The sequence below is a fragment of the Candidatus Pseudothioglobus sp. uisw_070 genome (genome assembly GCF_059512545.2).
In genome coordinates this window covers 926,929-950,430 of the sequence record NZ_CM183456.2, presented here as the reverse complement: position 1 = coordinate 950,430, position 23,502 = coordinate 926,929, and the positions used below count along the sequence as shown (strand labels likewise).

At 38.1% G+C, this 23,502-nt stretch carries 24 protein-coding genes; 16 read left to right on the top strand and 8 right to left on the bottom strand.

Going from position 1 to position 23,502, the window contains the following annotated elements; translation table 11 throughout:
- Positions 1-69: 69 nt before the first annotated feature.
- Positions 70-447 (top strand): hypothetical protein, encoded by a 378-nt coding sequence (locus AC5YGD_RS04720; protein ID WP_496140876.1) that lies wholly within the window; start codon positions 70-72, stop codon positions 445-447.
- Here the strand turns inward: AC5YGD_RS04720 and AC5YGD_RS04715 are convergent, their stop codons facing one another.
- Genes AC5YGD_RS04715 through AC5YGD_RS04705 form a run of 3 tightly spaced genes read right to left on the bottom strand, consistent with a single transcriptional unit; the run spans position 448 to position 5,349 of the window.
- On the bottom strand, positions 448-1,368 hold the full coding sequence (locus AC5YGD_RS04715; RefSeq protein WP_496140875.1) for a pseudouridine-5'-phosphate glycosidase: 921 nt from the start codon (positions 1,366-1,368) through the stop codon (positions 448-450). It abuts the gene before it with no gap.
- Positions 1,355-2,302 (bottom strand): PfkB family carbohydrate kinase, encoded by a 948-nt coding sequence (locus AC5YGD_RS04710; RefSeq protein ID WP_496140874.1) that lies wholly within the window; start codon positions 2,300-2,302, stop codon positions 1,355-1,357. Before AC5YGD_RS04710 ends, AC5YGD_RS04715 begins: the two co-directional genes overlap by 14 nt.
- Entirely contained in the window at positions 2,299-5,349 is a 3,051-nt protein-coding gene (locus AC5YGD_RS04705; protein ID WP_496140873.1) for an efflux RND transporter permease subunit, read from the bottom strand. The genes AC5YGD_RS04710 and AC5YGD_RS04705 overlap by 4 nt, the downstream gene beginning before the upstream one ends.
- Before the next feature lie 179 nt (positions 5,350-5,528).
- On the opposite strand from AC5YGD_RS04705, the gene AC5YGD_RS04700 reads away from it, so the two are divergent.
- Positions 5,529-7,019, top strand: a complete 1,491-nt coding sequence (locus AC5YGD_RS04700) for a cryptochrome/photolyase family protein (RefSeq protein ID WP_496140872.1) — start codon at positions 5,529-5,531, stop codon at positions 7,017-7,019.
- Positions 7,016-7,135, top strand: coding sequence for a DUF2256 domain-containing protein (locus tag AC5YGD_RS04695; RefSeq protein ID WP_416677000.1), 120 nt, complete (start codon positions 7,016-7,018; stop codon positions 7,133-7,135). The genes AC5YGD_RS04700 and AC5YGD_RS04695 overlap by 4 nt, the downstream gene beginning before the upstream one ends.
- Before the next feature lie 79 nt (positions 7,136-7,214).
- Here AC5YGD_RS04695 and AC5YGD_RS04690 read toward each other — a convergent pair whose 3' ends face one another.
- Both AC5YGD_RS04690 and AC5YGD_RS04685 read right to left on the bottom strand, forming a co-directional pair.
- Entirely contained in the window at positions 7,215-7,934 is a 720-nt protein-coding gene (locus AC5YGD_RS04690) for a bacteriorhodopsin (RefSeq protein ID WP_416679552.1), read from the bottom strand.
- 217 nt (positions 7,935-8,151) lie between these two features.
- Positions 8,152-9,768, bottom strand: coding sequence for a 5'-nucleotidase C-terminal domain-containing protein (locus AC5YGD_RS04685; protein WP_496142351.1), 1,617 nt, complete (start codon positions 9,766-9,768; stop codon positions 8,152-8,154).
- Positions 9,769-9,941: 173 nt separating this feature from the next.
- Between AC5YGD_RS04685 and AC5YGD_RS04680 the strand changes: the two genes are divergently transcribed.
- The gene (locus tag AC5YGD_RS04680) at positions 9,942-11,090 is read left to right on the top strand and encodes an SRPBCC family protein (RefSeq protein ID WP_496140871.1); all 1,149 of its coding nucleotides are present in this window, start codon (positions 9,942-9,944) and stop codon (positions 11,088-11,090) included.
- A 30-nt stretch (positions 11,091-11,120) separates the two neighbouring features.
- Entirely contained in the window at positions 11,121-12,044 is a 924-nt protein-coding gene (locus AC5YGD_RS04675; RefSeq protein ID WP_496140870.1) for an EamA family transporter, read from the top strand.
- 21 nt (positions 12,045-12,065) lie between these two features.
- Here AC5YGD_RS04675 and AC5YGD_RS04670 read toward each other — a convergent pair whose 3' ends face one another.
- The 3 genes from AC5YGD_RS04670 to AC5YGD_RS04660 form a co-directional block, all read right to left on the bottom strand.
- The gene (locus AC5YGD_RS04670) at positions 12,066-12,260 is read right to left on the bottom strand and encodes a hypothetical protein (protein WP_271558546.1); all 195 of its coding nucleotides are present in this window, start codon (positions 12,258-12,260) and stop codon (positions 12,066-12,068) included.
- Positions 12,261-12,273: 13 nt separating this feature from the next.
- Positions 12,274-13,281: a putative sulfate exporter family transporter gene (locus AC5YGD_RS04665; RefSeq protein WP_496140869.1), complete on the bottom strand. Its 1,008-nt coding sequence runs from the start codon at positions 13,279-13,281 to the stop codon at positions 12,274-12,276.
- A 102-nt stretch (positions 13,282-13,383) separates the two neighbouring features.
- Positions 13,384-13,554: a hypothetical protein gene (locus tag AC5YGD_RS04660; protein ID WP_496140868.1), complete on the bottom strand. Its 171-nt coding sequence runs from the start codon at positions 13,552-13,554 to the stop codon at positions 13,384-13,386.
- A gap of 148 nt (positions 13,555-13,702) precedes the next feature.
- On the opposite strand from AC5YGD_RS04660, the gene fdxA reads away from it, so the two are divergent.
- From fdxA to AC5YGD_RS04605, 11 genes are all read left to right on the top strand, one after another.
- Positions 13,703-14,053: a ferredoxin FdxA gene (fdxA, locus tag AC5YGD_RS04655; protein ID WP_271541719.1), complete on the top strand. Its 351-nt coding sequence runs from the start codon at positions 13,703-13,705 to the stop codon at positions 14,051-14,053.
- A gap of 202 nt (positions 14,054-14,255) precedes the next feature.
- Positions 14,256-15,827 (top strand): Re/Si-specific NAD(P)(+) transhydrogenase subunit alpha, encoded by a 1,572-nt coding sequence (locus AC5YGD_RS04650; RefSeq protein WP_496140867.1) that lies wholly within the window; start codon positions 14,256-14,258, stop codon positions 15,825-15,827.
- A gap of 13 nt (positions 15,828-15,840) precedes the next feature.
- Complete coding sequence (locus AC5YGD_RS04645) at positions 15,841-17,274, top strand: NAD(P)(+) transhydrogenase (Re/Si-specific) subunit beta (RefSeq protein ID WP_496140866.1); 1,434 nt, start codon at positions 15,841-15,843, stop codon at positions 17,272-17,274.
- A 135-nt stretch (positions 17,275-17,409) separates the two neighbouring features.
- The gene (gene tdh / locus AC5YGD_RS04640; RefSeq protein ID WP_496140865.1) at positions 17,410-18,444 is read left to right on the top strand and encodes an L-threonine 3-dehydrogenase; all 1,035 of its coding nucleotides are present in this window, start codon (positions 17,410-17,412) and stop codon (positions 18,442-18,444) included.
- 14 nt (positions 18,445-18,458) lie between these two features.
- Positions 18,459-19,652, top strand: a complete 1,194-nt coding sequence (kbl, locus tag AC5YGD_RS04635) for a glycine C-acetyltransferase (protein WP_496140864.1) — start codon at positions 18,459-18,461, stop codon at positions 19,650-19,652.
- Between the two features lie 106 nt (positions 19,653-19,758).
- Entirely contained in the window at positions 19,759-20,349 is a 591-nt protein-coding gene (locus AC5YGD_RS04630) for a hypothetical protein (protein ID WP_416688376.1), read from the top strand.
- A 317-nt stretch (positions 20,350-20,666) separates the two neighbouring features.
- Positions 20,667-21,179, top strand: coding sequence for a hypothetical protein (locus AC5YGD_RS04625; RefSeq protein ID WP_496140863.1), 513 nt, complete (start codon positions 20,667-20,669; stop codon positions 21,177-21,179).
- A gap of 147 nt (positions 21,180-21,326) precedes the next feature.
- Positions 21,327-21,845, top strand: coding sequence for a pentapeptide repeat-containing protein (locus tag AC5YGD_RS04620; RefSeq protein WP_496140862.1), 519 nt, complete (start codon positions 21,327-21,329; stop codon positions 21,843-21,845).
- A 69-nt stretch (positions 21,846-21,914) separates the two neighbouring features.
- Entirely contained in the window at positions 21,915-22,343 is a 429-nt protein-coding gene (locus AC5YGD_RS04615; RefSeq protein WP_496140861.1) for a thermonuclease family protein, read from the top strand.
- 132 nt (positions 22,344-22,475) lie between these two features.
- Positions 22,476-22,781: a hypothetical protein gene (locus AC5YGD_RS04610; RefSeq protein ID WP_496140860.1), complete on the top strand. Its 306-nt coding sequence runs from the start codon at positions 22,476-22,478 to the stop codon at positions 22,779-22,781.
- Positions 22,782-22,854: 73 nt separating this feature from the next.
- Positions 22,855-23,493 carry a tetratricopeptide repeat protein gene (locus AC5YGD_RS04605; protein ID WP_496140859.1) on the top strand — a complete coding sequence of 213 codons (639 nt, stop codon included), beginning with the start codon at positions 22,855-22,857 and terminating at the stop codon, positions 23,491-23,493.
- The last annotated feature ends 9 nt before the right edge of the window (positions 23,494-23,502 follow it).

Here is a 23,502-nt window from a genome sequence, read left to right as displayed (position 1 = left end):
AAATTATTCTTAATTTATCAAGCAAAAATTTTATTATTTTTATCTAAAAGGTATATTATTGTAAGCTCTATGAAAAAACTACTAACAACCTTACTCTTATCTCTCTTATTTATATGCTCTGCATATGCTGGAGGGGATGATAGAGATCAAGTATTGCCTTTAAACTCTCTGAATGAGGTGACAGATGAAAGTCCAAAATTTCTTCAAGAAGATGAGTTTGTTGAGGCGCAGATTGATGAAAATATAGAAGAAGTTATAGAAGCAGAGACCAGTAAGAAAGAGCCTGCGCTAAGCACTCAAACTATTGACGAGAGTGTACCAATGAATAAAACCGTAGCTTCTATTGAAAAGTACTTTATGTCAGACCAAGGAATCCTTGTGCTATTGATACTTTTTTTTGTAGCAATAATTCTATTGTTTAATTTTTTCGTAAGAGAAAAAGAGTAACTAATCCTTCTTAGAAAAATGCACTGCAATTTTTGCCGCTAAGTCTGCATTATTTTTAATCAACTTGATGTTGGCATCTAGGCTCTTACCTTTTGTAATTTCATTAACTTTTGATAATAAATAAGGCGTTATTTTTTTGCCTGTAATACCTTCATTATCAGCCTCAATAATAGCTAGATTTATTGCCTCATTCATAGCGCTTGATTCAAGTTCAAATGCAACTGGAATAGGGTTTGTGACTAATACACCCCCATCAATAGAGAGATCCCATTTGGTTTTAAGTATGCTTGCAATATCAGTTGCTGCATCAATTCTGTAGTCGACATTAAACCCAGATTTTGTGGAGTAAAAAGCTGGCATCTCAGAAGTTTTATAGCCAATAACAGGAACGCCCTTGGTTTCAAGATACTCAAGAGTTAGCCCAATATCAAGTATAGACTTTACCCCGGCGCAAACAACACACACGTTTGTTCTTGAGAGCTCATCAAGGTCTGCAGAGATATCAAGTGTTGTTTCAGCGCCTCTATGAACCCCTCCTATTCCACCTGTTGCAAATACTGCTATATTTGCAAGTTTTGCAATAATCATTGTTGACGCAACGGTTGTTGAGCCAGATAATTGCTGTGAAACAGCAACAGCAAGATCCCTCCTAGAGATTTTTTTAATCTCGTCATTCGTTGCTAAAAATTCAATTTCTTTTTCAGTAAGGCCTATTTTTAAGCGCCCTTTAATAATTGCAATCGTTGCTGCAACGGCATTATTTGATCGAACAGTCTCTTCAACCATCAACGCAGTCTCTATGTTTTTAGGGTACGGCATCCCGTGAGAGATAATAGTAGACTCGAGCGCAACAATTGGCAAGTTATTTTTTAGTGCATTTTCAACGTCTGGGTGAAAATCTAAATAATCATTCAGCTTCATTGCTCTGTTCCTTTAATAATAGCGCTACATTTTCTAGTGATAACTGATCACTGATAGTATTTTTACTTTTTAATGCAATCAACGCAGCAGCAGATGCATATTTTACTGCTTCTTTAATGCCATTTAAATTTAAAAAACCATAAACCATTCCTGCCACAAATGCGTCTCCCGCTCCATTTGCACTGACTACATCTATCTTTTTTTGATTAAACATCCCATAATCTTTTCCGTCATAATAAAAGACGCCTTCATCACCCAGAGTAATAAAGATTTGTTTGCAACCCTTTTCAAACATGTTCTTTGCAGCGCTATGCATAGAGCTTTGATCTGTAATTTTAATGCCAGTAATTAGCTCAGACTCTAACCTGTTCGGCTTAACGGTATGAAATTTACCAATAAGGTGCGTTATCTTTGATGCCTTTGCGATCGATACTGTATCTAAAAATAAGGGAATATGGTTAAATTCTTCTGTTATGTACTCAATGACATTAACTGGGATGTTTGTATCAATTACAATCAAAGAGCTTTGATTTAAGGCATCTTTGTGGCTTCTAATGTCATCAATTGACATCTCATTAATGATTCTCATGTCTGAGATTGAAACCAGCATGTCGTTATTATCATCCAGCACCGACAGGTATTGACTGGTTGGCAATGTGGGATGCCTATTTATGTATGAAGTATCGACATTCGCTTTTTGAGTGGATTCAATTAAAAAATTTCCCAGAGCGTCAGATCCGACATATGAAAATATTTTTGTTGGTATGTTGAGCCTAGACATGTTCTCAGCAATATTTCTTCCAACGCCTCCTGAAGACATTGATATTTCACCTGGATTTGAATCCTTTAATAAAAGCGGGTTATCACTAGACCCCTGAAGATCAATATTGGCCCCACCAATTACAAAGACATACTGCTTTTGTTTGGATGTCATGTTTTCAATAGACTATTTTTTATCTTTTTAATCCAGTTAATTAAGTCTAAGTTTAAAGAATAAAGGCAAGGAAGAAGTATCAAAGTAACAAAAGTACCAAATAGTAAGCCGTACCCTAGCGCCATTACCATTGGTTGTAAGAATGCGTCTTTACCTCCAAAGCCATAGATAAGCGGTAAGACACCTGCGAGCGTTGTAAGGGTCGTTAATATTACTGCCCTTAGTCGGTCTTTAGCGCCCATCGCAATCCACTGGATTGACGTACTATCTTTGTCTTGACTTTGCTTAATGAAATTAAGGTGGCTGATCATTACTAAAGAATCATTTACTACAACTCCCACTAGCGCTAAGACCCCCAATAAAACAAAAAAACTGAATGGTTCAGAGTGAAAGAAGAAAGCCCACACTACGCCAATCAAAGCAAAAGGAATACTAAGAATAACTAACAGCGGCTGAGAGTATGAATTAAAAAGAAGCGCTATTAGCATAAATATACCAAAGACAGCAAACCCAAGTGCCAAAGTAAAATCACTTAAAGCTTCTTTTGCTTCAAATGAGCTGCCCCCTTCTATTGCACGAACTTCAGGAAAATTATTAATCAAATCTAGCTCATCAAGTGCTCTTTTTGAGACAGATTGAGCGGTGGTTACTGAGTCTTCAACTGCCGCACTTACCTTAACAACTCGCTCACCATTCAAGTGCTTGTAGTTTGGATCGCCTGGAGTCTCTACAACACTTGCAAATTGTGACATTGGAATCATCCTTCCCTGGTTATTCCTGATAGAGGTTTCCGTAATATAGTCATCAGAATAATTACTATCACCAAGATACATTTTAACGCTTAGCTTGGTGTTATTAAAATCTACATCAGAAACGTCCATCCCAGAGTATATGGTCCTTAAGTGACTGTATACCTGCTGGTATTGAATTCCTAAGCTTGCCATTGACTCATAATCCAACAAAACCTCAATTCGATTTTTACTCAAATCGTCATCACGATCAATGTCGCTGACTCCGTCGTAGCTACTAAGTATTTTTTCAAGTTGGTCAACAGCAGCCTGACGCTGAACATCATTACTTCCAATTAGACTTAACTCAATATCTAACGCTCCGCCTGGGCCGCCTCTATTTGTTCTAAAGTTAATCCTTGAAACCCCTTCAATATCCTTGGTTTCTTCTTTAAGGATCTCAATAATTTCTTTAGCAGAGATTGCGCGATCATTCGCTGGCGTCAAGGTAATAGCAATCGATGCTCGATTAGAGGCTCTTGAACCAATTGTGCTCGTAAAAAAGTCTAAGTTTGAACCCACCTTATCAATAATAATATTATCAATTTTAATGATGGACTGCTCAGTTGTTTCAACGGGAGTCCCAAGTGGCGTTTGAATGCGCATATTTATCGAGTTTGTGCCGCTTGATGGCCACTGAATATATGTAATTTCCTTCATGCCAACATAAGCACTGAATGCAAGAAGCGCAATAAAAAGACTTAAAACTATAAAGCGCCACCTAAGGATTATAACTAGCACTTTTTCAAACCATCTTTCGACAGGCTTAAACCATGTTTTTTGTTTGCTGACTTTACTGCCAGACATGTGCGCAGGCAGAGCGATACTCACTTCAAGAAATGAGAATGTTAAAGCGCAGATAACAGTAATGGGTAATATATATATAAATTTACCGGTCGTTCCACTCATTATTAGAACGGTTGATATTGCAAGGATTGTAGTTAATATAGTGGTAACAACAGGCATGATTACCCTTTTAAAGCCATCAACAATATTTTGATAGACATCACCCCCCTTTTCTTTATAGTGATGAATACTTTCAGCTATGATAATGCTGTCATCAACAACTAAGCCTAAGACTAAAACCATTCCAATTAATGAAATTAAGTTAATTGTTTCGCCGACAAAGCCAAGAAAAGCAACCGTCCCTAAAAGAGTCACAGGGATACTTATAGCAACCCAGAATGCAGTCTTAAAAGATAAAAATAAGCCTAAAACAACCATAATTAAGGCTAGCCCTACTAAGGCATTGTTAGTTACAATATTTAATCGGTTAGATACTGGCTTTGATCTGTCATCGGTAACAATTAAATTGATATTTGAAGGATATGATTCTTTAAGTACATCCAAAGTCTCTCGTACTTTTTCAATGGTTCTAATAACGTCTGCTTTTTCTGTTTTTGTAACCTTGAGGACGAAGCCCTTAGTCCCATTAATTCGAGTAATTGTATTAAAACCAATTTCACCTTCATCAATTGAGGCAATGTCCTTTAATAGAATTGTTGGCCCATCATAGCTGGACTTTACAACAACGTCCTCTAAAGACTCTTTGTCTTGATATTCAGAGATAATAACGATATTTTTTTGATTTCTTCCTTGATTATTATCACCAATAGCAGAGCGTATATTTTGATCAGCGATGGCGCTCCTTACCTGATCAAAAGAGAGTTGGTATTGTAAAAGCTTTTCTGGATTAACTCTGATTTGTACCTCTCTTTCAGAGTCTCCACCAATATTAATGTTCGCAATACCATCAATTAAAGAAAGATTTTTCTCAATATTATTAGCAATGGCTTTAGCAGTCTCGACATTGATGTCATCTCCACCGATTACTATTGTAAGGATTGGCCACTCAGTACTTGTCCTGTCAACTACTAATGGGTCATTAGCATCTTCTGGCAAGTCTTCAATTTCATTGACCACCTCAGAAATACTAGCCTTCACCTCTTGGATATCATCAACATCCTCATCAATTTCAATATTTATACGAGATGTCCCTTCAGATGAAGTAGATGTCAGCTCTTTGATTCCATAAATTCCCTTTATTTTGCTCTCAATTACGTTAGTAATATTCTTCTCAACATCTCTTGGAGATGCGCTTGGGTAAGAAGTATTTATTGAGAGCCGATCAAATTCAATAACCGGGTAAGTATCACGCTGAATTTTTTGGAGGGTCATAAAGCCTAATACGACAATTGACAACGTAAATAATAGTGCGAGTTTTTTTTGACGTACAAGGAAATTTAAAAACGAATCCATAATTTTCTCTTACTTTAGCTTCAACCAAAATATTATATAGATGGTACGTAAAGAAATAGTGAAGACTTGGTGAACTTATAATCCGTTTTTTTTATACATTTTTTAGTGAATAAAATCAATAATTTATGACTTGATGCTTTAAAATTTGATAGCTATTAATTAACTAAAATTAAGCATAAATGAAAAGCATGTTTGTAATTCTAGGAAACCAACTCTTTGAGCCCAAATTACTTCAAGAGCTGGGCTGTAATGAGGTCTTTATGGCAGAAGACTTTGATCTTTGCAGCTATGAAAAACATCACAAACTCAAGCTTTACTTGTTTCTATGTGCAATGCGAGAGTACAAAGAAGAGCTAGAATCTTTGGGCATCTCTGTTGGATACTTTGCCTTAAATGATCGAATTGAAAATCAATCTTATCTAGAGTGTCTTGTTGATTACGTTTTGGATAATGAAATAGAACAGGTAAATGTATTTGAAATTGAAGACAAGGCCTTTGAAACTAAATTATTTAAAGGCTTAACTAAGAGCAATGTTAAGTTTAAAGTTCACCAATCACCAATGTTTATGTTTTCTAGGGAAGAGCTTTATTCACTAATGAAGGATAAAAAAGCCCTTAGAATGGGGAATTTCTATCAGCACGCAAGGAAAAAATTCAACATTTTGATGGATGAAGACAACAAGCCTTTGGGCGGTAAATGGTCCTTTGATGCAGAAAATCGAAAAAAAATTCCTGCTAATACTTTGATTCCTGATCTGCCAAATAATAAGCAATCGTTACACCATAATGAAGTTTGTAGCCTCATTATGCAGCATTTTAATGACCACCCTGGAAGCCTTGACAATCCATGGTTTCCTGTTAATCGACGTGATGCTGAGAGTCAATTTGAAGATTTTTTAAAGCAGAGAATGACTAATTTTGGTATTTATGAAGACGCAATGCTAGAAGGCAAAAACTTTTTGTTTCATAGCTGCATCAGCGCCTCAATGAATATAGGGCTTTTGTCTCCTCAAAAAGTTATTCAAACCCTACTAGATAGCGCTGATACTTATCAAATCCCCATGAACTCATTGGAAGGCTTTGTAAGGCAAGTCTTAGGTTGGCGTGAGTTTATCAGAGGCGTATATCAAACAAAAGGTGACTATCAATCAAATAAAAACTATTGGGGACATACGGGCAAGTTAACTTCAAGCTGGTACGAAGGCTCAACTGGAATAGCGCCTTTAGATGATTCTATCATTACTGCAATACAAGATGGATACAACCATCACATACCTAGACTTATGGTCATAAGCAACCTGATGAATCTTTGCGAAATTGATCCCAAAGAAATATACAGGTGGTTTATGGAAATGTATATTGACTCTTCCGAGTGGGTTATGGTTCCAAATGTGTTCGGAATGGCAACCTATTCTGATGGCGGCCTAATGTCAACCAAGCCTTACACCTGTGGCTCAAATTACCTACTTAAAATGAGTAACTACAAAAAAGGTGAATGGTGCAATGCAGTTGACGGACTTTACTGGAGGTTCATTCAAAAAAATAGAAAGTTCTATGAATCCAATCCTAGATTATCTCTTCAACCCAAACTATTAGACAGAATGTCACAAGAAAGAAAAGAGCTTATCTTTGGCGAGGCAGAAAAATTTATTAAGGCCCATACTCGATGAAATTAGAGAAGATTTGTAAAACTTGCAATAAGCCCTTCACCTGGAGAAAAAAATGGCGTAAAGACTGGGAAAACGTTCTCTATTGCAGTGAAAGGTGTCGAAGGAATAAGTTGTAGTAAATTCGGTCTATTAATAAAAAGCTAAAAAAAAGCCCTCAATGAAGAGGGCTTTTTATGAACTTTTGTAAAGTTATGCTTACTTCTTCTTGCTGCCAGCTGCGCTTGATTGCACTGCAACATTCCAAATAATTAAACCAAATAAGATTTTGTTAACAAAATCTGCAAGGTTGTAAACAATGTTTAAAGTTCCAGCATCTACACTTCCCATCATATATCCGAAGACATATCCAAGAGGATAAATAGCCCAGCCTACTAAAACAATAATTCTAAGAGCATTGAATGCAGACTTTACGCTTGCATTTGCCTCAGCTGCTTTACTAGCCTCACCACCGAAGATTTCCCAGATGATGATTGCCCAACCTATCATGCCCACGACAAACCCGACAGAAGCGGATACTAGATGCGCCTCACCTGCGAATCCACCAATTAGCATTACCATAGTTCCAGCTAATAATCTCCAGAAAGAATTAGTTGACACTGAAGCGCCGACTGCTTTCAAGATGATGAAAAATTCAATCATTAATAATGGGACAGTAATTAACCAATCAATATATCTGTATACAATTGGAGAATCAGGAGCCCCTGCGATAACCGAAGCTACCCAGTAGTCTCTCATATAATAGTAGTGAATTGCAGCAACCAACGTTACCAATCCTGCAACTGTCATTGACAGTCTCCACTCTTTATTTACTGCCATACCTTCATAAAAGAAAAATACTGTAGCAGCAACCATCGCCACAGACACTATCCAGAATGAAACGCCAACAAAATCGCCAGCTTGTAAAAATAAACTCATATCGTCCATAAGAACTCCCTAAATATATTAAATTAACAACAATAATAACTAATCATTAGCTATTGACGAAAAATATACCTTAAAAACAATATTAAATACCCATTAATTTACAATATTTTTTTTTAAACGCTTTTGCAATAGTTCATTTTGACACATTACTTAAATTGCATAAAAAATAAGGATAGATAAAAAAGGCCCAATTAAGGGCCTTTTTTGGTTACTTTATTTGCGTAATTCGATTATCAGTGAAACCTGAGTAACCTGGATTTGCCTTAATGTAATCGACAACAACGTCAGCTAGATCTGGACCGAAGTCATAGATATCAGTTGCAGACCTGAACATTTTATAACCATCACCACCAGCACGAATAAAGTTATTAGAAACCATACCGTATGTACCGTATAGATTGAGTGCACTAAAAGACCCATTACTCTCTTGGATTTCAATTGAAGTCACCCTTTCATTAGCAGGTTTTGACGCATCGAATGAGAAGCGCATTCCTGAAACCTGAGGGAATCGACCTGAGCCATCCTCAACCTGGCTCACACCATTTTCAATCGCTGCAAGTAACTGCTTACCAGTAACCTTGAAGGTTGACATTGTGTTTTGAAATGGAAGGATAGTCATTATCTCACCAAGTGTAACCTGCCCAGCATCAAGAGAGGCTCGAATGCCTCCTGAGTTTGCAAGAGCAATCGAATAACCTTTTTCCATTCCTGCCGCTCTCATTGCGTCCGTTATCATATTACCCATATCACATTCCTGAACTCGGCAAACAGCTCTATCGCCATTTAAAGAGCTAGAAACGTTTCCAACTAGAGTTTCTTTAAGATCTGTTATTGGCTTCTCTAATTCATCTAAGCGAGCAACTATTTGACTATTCTCATTGACAGAGCCGTCAATCGTAATTGGCTCACCTGTTGCAGAGATAACCTCACCTTCATCATCAAAGACAACTGAGAGCTCACCTAAGTATTTACCATAGGCATAAGCTTGTACAATTTGAGTGCCATTAACAACGGTTGGATAAGGTCCTTTTGCTCTATCGCTAATGTTTGATAGATAAGCATTATCATGGCCGCCAACAATCACGTCAATACCTGTTGTATTGGCTGCAATTTCTTTATCAATTTCGTATGAAGAATGTGACATAAGTATGATTATGCCAACTCCAGCTGCTGTCAAAGAATCGACCTCGGCTTGCGCAGCAGTAATAGCATCCGTGAATATAATATTATCACCAGGACTCGAAATATCAACAACGTCCTCTGTAACAAGGCCTATAAGTCCAATTTTATGACCACTTCTCTCTATGACCGTTGATTTTTGTAGCTTGCCCTTAAGTTCTGGCTCCATATCAACATTTGCATTTGCCATAAGCACTGGAAAGTTAACCGCATCCATAAACGCTCTTAAGGTTTCAGGGCCATCATCAAACTCATGGTTTCCAACAGTCATTCCATCGTAACCAAGTTTATTCATCATTTCTGCTGCAACCTTACCTTTATAAAGGTTATAGAAAAGAGTTCCTTGGAACTGATCACCACCGTCTAAAAGTACGGTATTTTCATGCCTTGAGCGTGCATCCTCAATTGCTGTAATTAGACGAGCGGAGCCGCCAAAACATTTTCCTTCAGCATTATTCTCAGCAGAGCAATTATTATCGTACTTACTAATAGGCCTAAAACGAGCATGAAAATCATTTGTATGAAGTATTGTTAAGTTTAGAACCTTGTGACTTGCAGCTATTGATGATTGGCTAAAGAAGCCTAATGTAACAACAAAGCTCAAAAGCACACCTGGAATTATTTTTTGCAAACCTATTGAATGCATTTTGTATAAGTGTTTCAAAATTACTCTCCCCTGTAATTAAAAAAATAGTTGAGGTTATATTGTAATCCTATTTAATATATTATTTATCAAAATATTTATTATGGGTAGACTCATGCTCCAATGTAATTCAAAATAACAATGTATTATTTAAAAGTCAATTAAAGCAATTAACGATGAAAAACAGTGAGAAAATTGAAAATAAACTACTAAAAAATCTTAAGCTATGCACGTTACCACTGCCGCATAGAAGGAGCCTCCCTTTTGAATTCTATTGGCAGAATTCTATTTTTACACAAGAAAAAAATCGTATTTTTACAGATCAATGGCTAGGGTTAGGTCGGGCAGATAGATTGATGCTTCCGGGTGAATATGAAGCATTAGAGTTATGCGGTCAAGCACTTTTATTGATTCGTGATCAAGATAAAGCTTTACGGTTATATGCAAATACCTGTAGGCATCGCGGCGCTAAGTTGTTAGAGGGTAACGGACAATGCCAAGCAATTAGTTGTCCTTTTCATGGCTGGACATATTCACAAGATGGAGTCCTAATTCACGCCAAAGAGATGGATAAAAATCCAAATTTTGATTTCGCAGAGCACTCACTGATTGAGTATGACCTAAAAGAAGTAGAAGGTTTTTTGTTTGCTTTTATTGGTAGTGAGTCAACAAGTTTAGAGAAGCAGTTAGGCGATTTTGCAAAGCTTCATAAGCCTTGGGCATTGAACGATCTTGTAACGACACGGCGTCAAGCCTTTGAAGTGCAGTGCAATTGGAAGGCATTTTTAGATGTTTTTAATGAATACTACCACCTGAACAACGTGCACCCAACCAGCATCGATAATCTCTATTGGAAGCCTGAAGAGTCAGACATTACATTGGATGACTATGCGAGTCAGTTTGGACTTACCTCTGGAACTGGCGCCCTTCTTGAGGCTCAACAGCTCAGCGCTTTACCAAAAATGACGAGTTTAACAGAGCCATGGAGCCTTGGAGCTCGGTATAGCTGGATTTTTCCAAATATGACTTTTGCAGCAAGCCAAGAGGCGATCTGGGTTTATGAAGCCACTCCAATTAGTTCAGAGCGCTGCCAAATACGTCAAAGCATTTGTTTTCCAAAAAGTACAACGGAGCTCCCTGATTTTAATGAAAAATCTCAAGCCTATTATCAGCGCCTTGATGACGCCATGAGTGAGGACATTATTGCTCTAGAGAATCAACATAAAGGGCTTCGAAATTCACCATCACTGCAAGGGCAATTTTCTCCTCTAATGGAAGAAAACGTTGCCTCATTCTGTAACTGGTACGCTACTAAGATGCTTTAAAATTTAGCACTTATCTAACCTTTTTATACTATGACAGCAAATATACAAACTGCAATGGCTAATAAAGAGTGGCTGATGCTTATTGTTTTATCCGTTTTTTGGGGCGGCTCATTTTTCTTTGTTGAAATTGCCTTACAAGACTTTTCAGCTTTAACTATAGTAGCCTTGAGAGTATCGATTGCAACAATACTGTTGTGGACAATCGTGTTTTATACAAAACTCCATGTACCCATTTCACTTAAGTTGTGGCTATCATTTTTAATAATGGGAATACTCAATAACGCCATTCCCTTCTCATTAATTACCTGGGGTCAGACTCAGATTGATGCGGGCCTTGCATCTATCTTTAATTCAGCTGTGCCCTTCTTTGCTGTAATTATGGCAGGACTTTTTCTGCCAGATGAAAAAGTAAGCTCAAGGAAGGTTATAGGCGTGGTGATTGGTTTTATTGGGGTGTCGGTAATGATTGGCTTTCCTGAAAAAATAGAGACTGGAAAAACGCTCGCACAGCTCGCTATTCTTTTAGCTGGAATTGCGTATTCTTTTGCAGGAACATTTGGTAGGCGCTTCAAAAAGATGGGAGTTAACCCAATCGTCATAGCGGCCGGTCAAACAGCCGCATCATCCCTTGTTATGATACCAATTGCGCTCGGCATGGACGGAATTCCAGATGTGAGCGCAGCATCTTTCGAGTCAATATTTTCTGTGTTTGCTCTTGCAGTAATATCAACCGCCCTTGCCTATGTACTGTATTTCAAAATTCTTGGTTCAGCTGGGGCAATCAATTTATCTTTGGTAAGCTTTCTGGTTCCAATCTCTGCAATTTTACTTGGAGTCCTAGTGCTCAATGAAAGCCTAGAGATAATACACTTTGTAGGTATGAGCCTTATTGGGTTTGGTTTGATTACAATCGATGGCCGCATGTGGACACTAATCAAAGCAAAGTTTGCCTAAGTCAAGTCATGTTAGAGAGGTTTATTTAACTTCTGAGTCACCTTCTATAGCGTTATCTTCTTTCATTAGGATTGGCCTTCCATCTGGCGTGCTTAAGGGAATAATTTTTCCGTTGTATCGAGCACAAAGCGTTGGACTGTTTTGCTTTTTATTTCCCAAATTCACCTCTAAATCCACCAAAACCAATTCAGCATCTAAAACCTCTAAAACCTTCATTTTCTCTCCTTTATTAGATGAAGTCCGTTGACACAGCGAGAACTGCAATACCAAGTAACGCGACAGTTTGCAAGACCATAAGTGCGATTGATTTTCCGCCTAGCTCCATCATCGACTTAAGGGATGTGGAAACGCCAAGCCCTGCAATAGCAAACACTAAAAACCATTGCGAGACATCGGCAAGAAACCCCGTTAGGATTTCAGGTATGAATCCGATGCTATTTACAATCAGGCATAAGGCAAAGCCAAGAGCAAACCATGGGAATGCTTTAGGGCTAATAGTTCCAAGCTCATCATCACCCTTTAATAAAAGCGCAATAATGATAACGATGAACGGTAGCATTGAAATTCTCAGAAGCTTAATAAAGGTCGCTACATCACCAGTCTCATTAGAAACGGCATAGCCAGCACCCACTACCTGCGCAACATCATGGATGGTTGCCCCAATAAGGATTCCAATCTCAACGTCACTAAAGCCCCCTACTGAAAACAAAATAGGATAGGCAATCATCGCAAAGGTTGAGAGCGCTGTTACGCATACAACGACAAATAAAGTATCACGATGCCTATCTTTCCAATTAGGGAGGACCGAGGCAACAGCAAGCGCTGCAGCTGCGCCGCAAATTGAGACAGCGCACGCGGTTAAAAGTCCAAAAAGATAACGCCTACCCATCAACTTCGCGATGAACCAACTAATTGCAATCGATGAAAGCACAAGAATTGGAACAAGTAAAAGTACATTCGTGCCAAGACCTAAAATTTGATCAAGCGTAACTCTGAAGCCTAATAACGCAACACCAAAGCGAAGAATTTTTTTACTTGAGAACTCTATGCCTGGAGCGCAGCGCTCATCGGTTGCTAGAAAGTTAAAGGCAATACCAATTAGGAGTGCAAAGAGCATCACTGGGGCTTTGTAGTGAAGGCTTAGAAATCCTGCTGCTGCAGCTATTGTCCCAACAACAATTAGGCCAGGGAAAAGCCCATTAAGTCGATCTTGTAATTTAATAATCAAGGAATTCATTTAGAAAGGTATTTAAGGTAATTGCTACGGCGAGTTATTTTAAATCAATATAGATCTAAAGTGGCGGTATGGTTTTTTAATTAATCACCCTGCAAATAAATATTAACTCTCTTCTTTTAAAGCCTTATCCAATCTACCTAGTGAACCCGGATTCCAGTCAGAATTATGAGTGTCTGACTCTTCAGACCTTGCATTGGTAGCCATTATTGCTTTTTCTTGCAATGATAATTTCTTTTGCTTCTTGGTTTTTAGTTCTTCATTCTGTTTTTTCATAGTTCTATCCGCTAGTTGAAGTAAAGCCATTACTCATCAATTGTACTCTTTTTGATGTTTGTTGTATTTCATGTTTTTATTCTTAATAGAATGTGTTCAAATTAACACAGAGTTATATTTTTAGTTTCTATTATTTGGATGAAGTCAAATGGCCTACGTAGTAACCGATGGATGTATCAAATGTAAGCACCTAGATTGTGTTGAGGTGTGCCCAGTAGATTGTTTCTACGAAGGTGAAAACACACTAGTTATTAATCCAGATGAGTGCATTGATTGTGATGTCTGCGTCCCAGAGTGTCCAGTTGAAGCTATATTGCCTGATACTGATCCTGTTGGCGTTAAATGGTTAGAGTTCAATAGAAAATACAGCACTGATATGAATTGGCCAGTTATAACTGAAAATAGTGGTCCAGACCCTGAGCATGAAAAATATCACCCAGATAATTTTCCAGATGGAAAGATGCATTTATTTTCTGAAAAGCCCGGGAAAGGTGATTAAATATGTTGGGGCAAGACAAATCTTTGCTCTATTTTGTATTTATCGGGTAGATTAAACCATAATATTTTTAAGTTTATTGCTCTAATAGCTTACATTGTTTTCATCTAAAATCCTTTTAGTAATATGTATAAGAAGTCCTATCACATAGAATTTTTTGATAATAAGAGCATTTCAAGAACGGTTAAATAAAAGGTTGAAAGTTATGAAAATTGGAGCTCTTAAAGAAACCTCTTCAGGTGAACAGCGTGTTGCCTTAACTCCAGATAGTGCAATTAAGCTAAAAAAGCTTGGTCATGAGTGCCTGGTAGAAACGGGTGCTGGTATTACAGCTGGCTTTATTGATAAACAATATGAAGATGTCGGTGTTGAGATCTGCAAATCTGGTGAAGCGCTTATAAAGGCAAGTGATGTAATTGTTAAGGTTCAGCCCCCAAGTGAATCTGAAATCAAAAGACTTTCATCCTCCAAGACACTAATCTCTTTTTTCTATCCAAGCGCCAATGAAGTGTTAATGGAAATGGCTAAAGCTAAAGAGGCTAGAGTTATTGCTATGGATATGGTGCCGCGCATTAGTCGCGCCCAAAAAATGGATGCATTATCTTCTATGGCCAATATTTCCGGCTATCGCGCAGTGATTGAGGCGGGTAACAACTTTGGCCGCTTTTTTACTGGACAGATGACAGCAGCCGGTAAAGTACCCCCAGCAAAGGTCTTAGTAGTTGGCGCCGGTGTTGCTGGACTCGCAGCAATTGGCACCTCTACCTCTCTTGGTGCTATCACCTATGCATTTGACGTTCGCCCAGAAGTTGCCGAGCAGGTAGAGTCTATGGGCGCTGAATTTGTTTTCTTAGATTTTGCAGATGAACAGAACAATAGCACCTCAACTGGAGGTTACGCTGCTGTATCTTCGCCTGAATTTACTAACGCTCAATTAGTCAAGTTCCAAGAGATTGCGCCTGATATGGATATTGTGATTACTACCGCTTTGATTCCTAATCGAGAAGCGCCTGAGCTTTGGACTAAGGATATGGTTGCCAGTATGAAACCTGGCTCAGTGATAGTGGATCTGGCTGCTGAAAAGGGTGGAAATTGCAAGCTTACTGTTATAGATGAGCGCATTGTTACAGATAATGGCGTAATTATTATTGGTTATACAGATTTTCCAAGCCGGATGGCCGCTCAGGCGAGTACTCTTTATGCCAGTAATATTCGCCACATGATTGATGACTTGACTCCCAACAAAGATGGAGTGATAGTTCATGATATGGAGGATGACGTTATCCGCGGCGCAACGGTCGTTCACAATGGAGAGATTACTTTTCCTCCTCCACCTCCAAAAGTACAGGCTATTGCCGCTATTCAAAAAGCAAGGGTTCCAGATAAAACCCCTGAAGAGGTTCGAGCTGATGAGGTTGTAGCCTTTAAAAAACAGACTAAAAACCAAGTTATATTACTTTTTGTTGGAGGCGCATTGTTATTCTTAGTTGGAAGCTATGCACCAGCAAGTTTTATGCAGCACTTTATTGTTTTTATCTTATCTGTTTTTGTTGGTTTTCAAGTGATTTGGAATGTTAGCCACTCTCTTCATACGCCATTGATGGCTGTGACCAATGCGATTTCATCAATCATAATATTGGGAGCAATACTTCAGATAAACTCATCCAGCTCTATAGTCATGGTTCTTGCTGCGATATCAGTGTTTTTTGCGGGCATTAATATATTTGGTGGCTTCCTTGTAACGAGGCGCATGCTTGCCATGTTCCAGAAATCTTAATGAGGCTGGCGTCATGGAAATAGGCTTTACTTCTGCTGTTTACGTTCTTGCAGCAGTGTTATTTATTCTATCACTTGGCGGGCTGTCTGGTCAGGAAAGCGCAAAGCGCGCGGTCTGGTATGGTATTACTGGAATGGCCTTAGCTGTATCTGCCACCCTACTAGGTCCTGGATTAGGGCATTGGTGGCTCTCACTGGCTCTGATTGCAGCGGGTGGCTTGATAGGTTACCTTTTAGCGTCAAAAGTGGGAATGACTGAAATGCCAGAGTTAGTTGCTGGTATGCATGCTTTAGTTGGACTTGCCGCGGTATTTGTGGGCTTTAACACTCATTTTGAGCTGGTTAATATTGCCTCTATGGATGATACTGTCAAGAAAATGCTTGAAGGGTTTTCAGGGCTACTTGCTAAAAAGTCAGTTGTAGAGATCAACATTCTTCGTGTTGAGACAGCTTTGGGTATCTGGATTGGTGCTGTTACTTTTACAGGCTCAGTGATTGCTTATAGCAAGTTAGCAGGCAGAGTAACTTCAGAAGCTATCAAGCTTCCTGGGGGTCACTTTCTTAATGCAACTGCAGCTATTGTGTCAGTATTGTCTGTAGCTTGGTATTTAAATTCTGGTGAGTTATTGTCGATGATCATTCTGATGGTCATGGCTTTATTTATCGGTTATCACCTTATCATGGGTATTGGTGGTGCAGACATGCCGGTAGTGGTATCGATGCTGAATTCATATTCAGGTTGGGCTGCTGCTGCGATTGGATTTAGTCTTGGTAATGACCTTTTGATTGTTGTTGGAGCTTTAGTAGGATCATCAGGCGCTATTTTATCCTACATCATGTGTAAAGCTATGAATCGGTCCTTTGTGAGCGTAATCCTTGGTGGCTTTGGTGGTTCATCTGGCCCTCAAATGGAGATTAATGGAGAGCAGGTCGCTATTGATGTAGACGGTGTTGCCTCTGTATTAAATGAAGCTGAAAGTATTATAATAATCCCAGGTTACGGTATGGCTGTTGCCCAAGCTCAACAATCAGTGTCTGAATTAGCGCGTAAGTTAATAGCTCAGGGAAAAAATGTTCGCTTTGCAATCCATCCAGTAGCTGGTCGCTTGCCAGGTCATATGAATGTTCTTCTAGCAGAGGCACGGGTACCTTATGACATCGTTATGGAGATGGAGGAGATTAATGATGACTTCCCAGATACCGATGTGGCTATTGTAATTGGATCTAATGATATTGTGAATCCAGCTGCTCAAGAAGACCCAAACAGCCCAATTGCAGGCATGCCTGTATTAGAATGCTGGAAGGCTAAACAAGTATTTGTCTCCAAACGGGGTCAGGGAACAGGATATTCTGGCATCGAAAATCCATTATTCTTTAAGGAGAATGCAAGAATGTTCTACGGGGATGCAAAAGAATCTATTGATAAACTCTTACCACTTATAGACTAATTAAATAAGAACTATTTATAATCTAGAATTTGAGAATCAACTAAACGTCTATAGCCCCTTTCTATAAAATGATATATCAATTATTGATATAAATTCTACTCACTAATATTTTTTTAAACAACTAAGGATTGTATTGTGAAAGCATTAGTTAAAAGCCACTCAGAGAAAGGGATTTGGCTTGAAGACGTTCCCATGCCAGAGGTAAGCAGTAACGATGTGCTCGTCAAAGTTCAGAAAACTGCAATTTGTGGTACTGACATACATATTTATAATTGGGATGCATGGGCAAAAAAAACCATATCTGTGCCAATGACAACAGGCCATGAATTTGCTGGAGTTATAGCTGAGTTAGGTGAAAGTGTTGTTGGATTAAAGGTTGGTGATCTGGTTTCTGCTGAGGGTCATATAGTTTGCAATCGATGCCGTAACTGCCTAGGTGGACGCAAACACCTGTGTCCTAATACTGTTGGGATTGGAGTTAATCGAAACGGATCTTTTGCAGAGTATGTATCGGTTCCAGCAGAAAATGTATTTAAACCAAGTGTCAAAATTTCAGCGGACTTACTAGCCTGTTTCGACCCTTATGGGAATGCAGTTCATACCGCGCTTTCATTTGATATGGTGGGAGAGGATATTTTAATAACTGGCGCAGGTCCAATTGGAATTATGGCTGCAATGGTTGCTGCTCACAGTGGCGCTCGTAATATAGTAATTACTGATTTAAATGAATACCGCCTTAATTTAGTTAAAAAAATCTTACCGAAAGTAATCACTGTTAATGTTGAAAAAAATCAAATCACGAAAGAATTAATGGAAAGTTTAGGTATTTTTGAAGGCTTTGATGTTGGCTTTGAAATGTCAGGCTCCCCTCAGGCGTTTGGGGAGATGCTTAATAAAATGATTAATGGCGGCAAGGTAGCAATGCTAGCCATCATGCCTTCGGGTTCTGGTATTGATTGGGACTTGGTTGTATTCAAAGGGCTACATATAAAAGGTATTTATGGTCGTGAGATTTTTGAGACTTGGTATAAAGGTTCTATGATGGTACAAAGTGGGCTCCCACTTGAAAAAATTATTACCCACCATTACCACTACACTGACTTCCAGAAGGGTTTTGATGTAATGTGTTCAGGCCAATCTGGCAAAGTCATCCTCAATTGGGAAGATTAATTTAAGGAATTTTAATGAGTTTTAAAAGTGCAAAAGCGAGCTTAGAAAAAGATTTAAATGCCATTAAAGAGGCAAGTTTATGGAAAACTGAACGTGTCATTGCATCTGATCAAAAAAACCAAATTACACTTGAAGGTGGCACTGAAGTGATCAACATGTGCGCGAACAATTATCTTGGTTTAGCAAACCATTCTGAGGTAATTCAAGCAGCTAAAGATAGTTTTAGTGACTGGGGTTTTGGCTTGTCATCTGTCCGCTTTATTTGCGGTACTCAGAGCATCCATAAAAAACTTGAACACAAGGTTAGTGAATTTCTTGGCATGGAAGATACGATTCTCTACGCAGCTTGTTTTGATGCCAATACAGGACTCTTTGAAACAATTTTGTCTAAGGACGATGCGGTTATATCTGATGAACTCAACCATGCTTCAATCATTGATGGTGTTCGTCTTTGTAAGGCCGCTCGATTTCGTTATAAGCACAATGATATGACTGATCTTGAGGCAAAACTAATTGAAGCTAAAGAGAGTGGAGCTAGACGTATTCTAATTACAACTGACGGTGTTTTTTCGATGGATGGCACTATTGCGCAGCTCGATAAAATATGTGATTTGGCTGATAAGTATGATGCTATGGTCCATCATGATGACTGTCATGCGACTGGCTTTATAGGAAAGACAGGCCGTGGAGTTCATGAATATTGTGATGTGATGGACCGTGTTGATATTATTACTGGAACCTTTGGCAAAGCGCTTGGTGGTGGCTCAGGTGGTTTCACCTCAGGTCGTCAAGAAATCATTGACATGTTGAGGCAAGGCTCCAGACCCTATTTATTTTCAAATACTGTTGCGCCTTCTATATGTGCAGCCTCGATAAAAGTATTAGAGATGCTTTCAAACTCTACAGAACTAAGAGATCATCTAGAAAAGAATACGAATTACTTTCGTCAAGGTATGCAAGAGGCAGGCTTTAATGTAGATGATGGCGTTCATCCAATTGTTCCAGTCATGTTAGGTGATGCTAAATTAGCACAAAAGATGTCAGTCAAACTTCTAGAAAAGGGGATTTATGCAATTGGTTTTTTCTTTCCTGTAGTGCCAAAAGGCAAAGCAAGAATCAGAGTACAAATATCAGCGGGACATACTAAAGGTGATTTAGATAAAGCAATTGAAGCTTTTTCCTCTACTTATAAGGATTTATCAAATTAAAGAAAAATAATTAATCGGTACTGAACTCGACTAACTATTAATAATAGTTGCTCTCTCAGATCAAACGATGTTTGGACTTTAGTCTCAGTTAACATATAATCCTATTATGAAAAAACTACCCCTACTTCTGCTTTCACTATTCTTTCTTAATTCCCCTGCAGTTCTTGCAGTCCATTTTGCAAATTTCGAAGTTGTAGATATAAGCCTTGGGGACAGCCTGCTAGAATTTATGAGTGAAGATGAAATACTTGATGGGATTGAGAAATACAAAGATTTAAATAGATATTCTTATCTCAATGAACCAAATAAATTCTTGGAAATCATAGTACCGAGAGAGAAAAATATATATGACAAAGCCTCAGTTTTTATTAAGAACACTATACCAAACAACTATACGATATATGCTATCAGAGGTTACAAGGATTACATAGAGGACTTTGATGCCTGCATTAAACAAAGAGATACAATTGCAAAAATCATAACCGGTATGTTTACAGATTTAAAAACTGCTAAATCAATAGAAGAAAATAACCAAGGCATTAATGATTATTTCACTCTTAATGATTTAAACGCAACTATTGATATTTATTGTCAAGACCTTAAAGAAACTTATAGACTTAAAAATGGTTTTACTGAAGGTCTTGTTTTCGCTATTCATAATGAAGAGTTTCGCGAATGGCGACTAAATTACAAGTAAATCAGCGATGGTGACAGAGTAAGTATGGTGGAGGGAGAGGGATTCACTTAAACGCCTACAGCCTTTCTATATAAAGATATATCAATTATTGGTATAAATTCTACTCACTAATCTACTCACAAATAAATTATTTTTTTAATAATTTAATACTAATTAAATATACCTATCATCCTTCGCATATATACAGACTTTGAAGGGTACGGGGGGAGGCTCATTGATATCGGCTAACTATTATTAATACCTCCCTCACACATCAAACGAAATTTGGACTTTAATTTAAGTTAACATATAATCATATTTTTTTAGGAGAGACTAATATGGCTCGATCAAAACATGTGGATTTAAATGTTCTAAGCTTCTCAATCTATGCGATTGCCATTATCACATCAGGTGCTTATCTGGGTAACTTAATCAATATGGGGGTGGTACATGCGGCTTTCTGGTTAACCTTAGAGCCAGTTGCATTCATGAATGACTTCGCAGGTAAATTTGATTTGCTTTTGATGACTCTGCCATTAACGTTTTTACCTAGCTTACTTGCAATAATTGTTGCTATCTGGATCACACGGAAAACTATACTCGCTCGAAATTATTGGCTTTGTGCGCTTGTTCTAACTTTGATCGGGCTTGGCCTATCTGCTGTCTACTTTATACCAATGAATAATGGGTTTGTTGCGCAATCATTTACACCAGAAGAGGCTCGTGTAAATCTTGAATTCTGGTACAACTTACATTGGGTCCGAGTTGCGCTATCTGCTGTGTCTTGCCTGTTTACGCTCTTGGCATTCAAAGCTACGGTAAATGCTCACCACCAAATAATCCAAAGTTAGAATTGGTAATGGCAATTCAAAACCTTATGTAAGGTTTGAGATGTAATGGTCGAATGAGGTCAATGAACTTAGTTACACATTAATAATCCCTCCCTCACAGATGAAACTAAATTTGGACTTTAGTCCAAGTTTAGATATAATACTAGTATGAAAAAAATCTTTCTTTTTGTGCTTCTATCTCTAGGTTTAACTACTATGTCCTTTGCTGATACAGATGATTATTGGCAAGATTTAGACTTTAATATCAATAAATTAAATGAACTTAATCAGTGTATGAGTTGCAATTTACGTTCCACGAATTTTAATGGCTTAGACTTTACTGGAGCTAACCTTACTGGGGCAAACTTTATAGAGGCTAATCTTACCGGTACAAATTTCTATGGAGCAAACTTTGAAGGTTCAAGTCTATATGGTTCAAACCTTGAAGGCGCTAATCTTGAGGACGCTTCATTTTTTGCAGCTAACCTTTATGGTGTAATACTTAAAGATGCTCTGCTTATAGGAGCTGACCTTAGGCAAGCAGATTTAAGTAAAGCTGACCTAACATTAGCTAATCTTACTGGAGCAAATCTAACAGGTGCTAACCTGAAGGGCGCTATTCTTGACGATGCATTTTTTTGCAATACCCAAACTCCTTGGGGCATAGATAACTCTTCGTGTCAGTGAAATAAATACTACCCTTCACACATCAAACGAAGTTTGGACTTTAGTTTAAGTTGATATACAATCCATAGTATGAAGAAACTACTCCTATACCTCACTCTTTTTCTTGGAGTTTTGTCAGTACAAGCCGCGCCTGAATATGGAACAGCAATAGTATCCAAAGTAATCAGTGTCTATGATGGCGACACCTTTAGAGTTGATATAGATTCGCTCCCTCCTATAGTTGGCAAAAACATACCCATTAGGCTTAACAGGGTCGATACTCCAGAGATACGAGGAAAGTGCAAATATGAGAAAGATTTAGCCATTAAAGCACGCGATTTTGTAAGAAATAAACTAGCTAATGCCAAAGAGATTAAGCTGAATAACCTTCAGAGAGGTAAATACTTCAGGGTAGTTGCTAATGTGATGGTTGATGGCGTGAACTTAGAACAGGAGTTACTTGATAATGAATTAGCTTATAAGTACACTGGTGGGAAGAAGTCAAGCTGGTGTAATTAATATGAAAAAACTATTATTAACTTTAAAAAAATTTATTGACAACATTAGAAGTACAATTAAATCCTTTGAGAGATTGAGTTTCGGGAATGGCGACTAAATTACAAGTGAAATATTACCAATGATGGAGTAACTATGGCGAAGTATTTAGTTGTCTTAGAGTTGAGTTATCTAGGACAGGTTATTGAAGAAGCAGAAGTACCTATGGTTGTTGACGCTCTAGACCTAGAAGAAGTATTCCATACCCTTCAAGAAGATATGGAAATTCAATTTGAACTAGAAGATTTTGCAAATCAGAATTATGGGGAACTTGAGTTTGATGCCTGGAAACCCACACAGATTCACCAATTTACCTTGACGGAAGATGGCTTTATAGATGAAGATAAAGACCCTATTGTTGTTTGGGAAAGAGGAGATGGCGAAGTAAAATTCAATGGATAAATTCACCTAATCTTTTTCTAATTAACTTCTAAACTTCACTTATCTAATACCTCCATTACTTAGAATAGTGGTTATGAAAAAGAAACTAATCGCAATTGTTGTTGGCGTCTCACTCGGAATACTAATCTCCTTAACAGCTAATGCTGAAGATGATAGTTATCTCATCGATGACAGTCTTGCAATGGCGAGGCAAGGTGAATTTGTAAGGGCATCAAACCTAATAGTTGATTTAGCTAATAAGGGCAATGCTGAAGCACAGTTCGTCCTTTCAATGTACTTCAGAGACCCTAACGCTCTAAACATTCCAGAACTCGGTGAAATGTGGTTATTAAGGGCTGCTGAAAATAACAATGCTGATGCTCAATATGATTTAGGTTGGCGACTTGCTGCTGGTTGGAAGGATGACTCAGTAGAAGATATTGTGGAAATGATATATTGGTTCGAAAGAGCAACCTTTAATGGAAGCGATGATTCTTATGCTAATTTAGCGACACTCTATGAAAATGAACATAGAGATGTATTGGTGGAGATGGAGGTTGCCGCTAACAATGGAAATGCTATGGCTCAGTTTAACCTTGGATGGATTAATGCAAGAGGGTTATATAGTTCACAAGGATTAATGCAAGATATAGATGTTGCTAAAGATTGGTTTGAAAAGTCTGCAAAGCTAGGATTCAAAGATGCAATTGAAGTACTCGAGATGAACTTCTAAATAATGGCA

Bases quoted from the DNA above. Each gene is read 5' to 3' on its own strand.
- AC5YGD_RS04650 (WP_496140867.1), top strand. From the start codon at position 14,256: ATGAAAATTGGAGCTCTTAAAGAAACCTCTTCAGGTGAACAGCGTGTT.
- AC5YGD_RS04720 (WP_496140876.1), top strand. From the start codon at position 70: ATGAAAAAACTACTAACAACCTTACTCTTATCTCTCTTATTTATATGC.
- AC5YGD_RS04685 (WP_496142351.1), bottom strand. From the start codon at position 9,768: ATGCATTCAATAGGTTTGCAAAAAATAATTCCAGGTGTGCTTTTGAGC.
- AC5YGD_RS04700 (WP_496140872.1), top strand. From the start codon at position 5,529: ATGAAAAGCATGTTTGTAATTCTAGGAAACCAACTCTTTGAGCCCAAA.
- AC5YGD_RS04660 (WP_496140868.1), bottom strand. From the start codon at position 13,554: ATGAAAAAACAGAATGAAGAACTAAAAACCAAGAAGCAAAAGAAATTA.
- AC5YGD_RS04675 (WP_496140870.1), top strand. From the start codon at position 11,121: ATGACAGCAAATATACAAACTGCAATGGCTAATAAAGAGTGGCTGATG.
- AC5YGD_RS04715 (WP_496140875.1), bottom strand. From the start codon at position 1,368: ATGAAGCTGAATGATTATTTAGATTTTCACCCAGACGTTGAAAATGCA.
- AC5YGD_RS04665 (WP_496140869.1), bottom strand. From the start codon at position 13,281: ATGAATTCCTTGATTATTAAATTACAAGATCGACTTAATGGGCTTTTC.
- AC5YGD_RS04710 (WP_496140874.1), bottom strand. From the start codon at position 2,302: ATGACATCCAAACAAAAGCAGTATGTCTTTGTAATTGGTGGGGCCAAT.
- AC5YGD_RS04620 (WP_496140862.1), top strand. From the start codon at position 21,327: ATGAAAAAAATCTTTCTTTTTGTGCTTCTATCTCTAGGTTTAACTACT.
- AC5YGD_RS04645 (WP_496140866.1), top strand. From the start codon at position 15,841: ATGGAAATAGGCTTTACTTCTGCTGTTTACGTTCTTGCAGCAGTGTTA.
- AC5YGD_RS04695 (WP_416677000.1), top strand. From the start codon at position 7,016: ATGAAATTAGAGAAGATTTGTAAAACTTGCAATAAGCCCTTCACCTGG.
- AC5YGD_RS04680 (WP_496140871.1), top strand. From the start codon at position 9,942: ATGAAAAACAGTGAGAAAATTGAAAATAAACTACTAAAAAATCTTAAG.
- AC5YGD_RS04705 (WP_496140873.1), bottom strand. From the start codon at position 5,349: ATGGATTCGTTTTTAAATTTCCTTGTACGTCAAAAAAAACTCGCACTA.
- AC5YGD_RS04690 (WP_416679552.1), bottom strand. From the start codon at position 7,934: ATGAGTTTATTTTTACAAGCTGGCGATTTTGTTGGCGTTTCATTCTGG.
- AC5YGD_RS04630 (WP_416688376.1), top strand. From the start codon at position 19,759: ATGAAAAAACTACCCCTACTTCTGCTTTCACTATTCTTTCTTAATTCC.
- AC5YGD_RS04610 (WP_496140860.1), top strand. From the start codon at position 22,476: ATGGCGAAGTATTTAGTTGTCTTAGAGTTGAGTTATCTAGGACAGGTT.
- fdxA (WP_271541719.1), top strand. From the start codon at position 13,703: ATGGCCTACGTAGTAACCGATGGATGTATCAAATGTAAGCACCTAGAT.
- AC5YGD_RS04615 (WP_496140861.1), top strand. From the start codon at position 21,915: ATGAAGAAACTACTCCTATACCTCACTCTTTTTCTTGGAGTTTTGTCA.
- AC5YGD_RS04670 (WP_271558546.1), bottom strand. From the start codon at position 12,260: ATGAAGGTTTTAGAGGTTTTAGATGCTGAATTGGTTTTGGTGGATTTA.
- AC5YGD_RS04605 (WP_496140859.1), top strand. From the start codon at position 22,855: ATGAAAAAGAAACTAATCGCAATTGTTGTTGGCGTCTCACTCGGAATA.
- AC5YGD_RS04625 (WP_496140863.1), top strand. From the start codon at position 20,667: ATGGCTCGATCAAAACATGTGGATTTAAATGTTCTAAGCTTCTCAATC.
- kbl (WP_496140864.1), top strand. From the start codon at position 18,459: ATGAGTTTTAAAAGTGCAAAAGCGAGCTTAGAAAAAGATTTAAATGCC.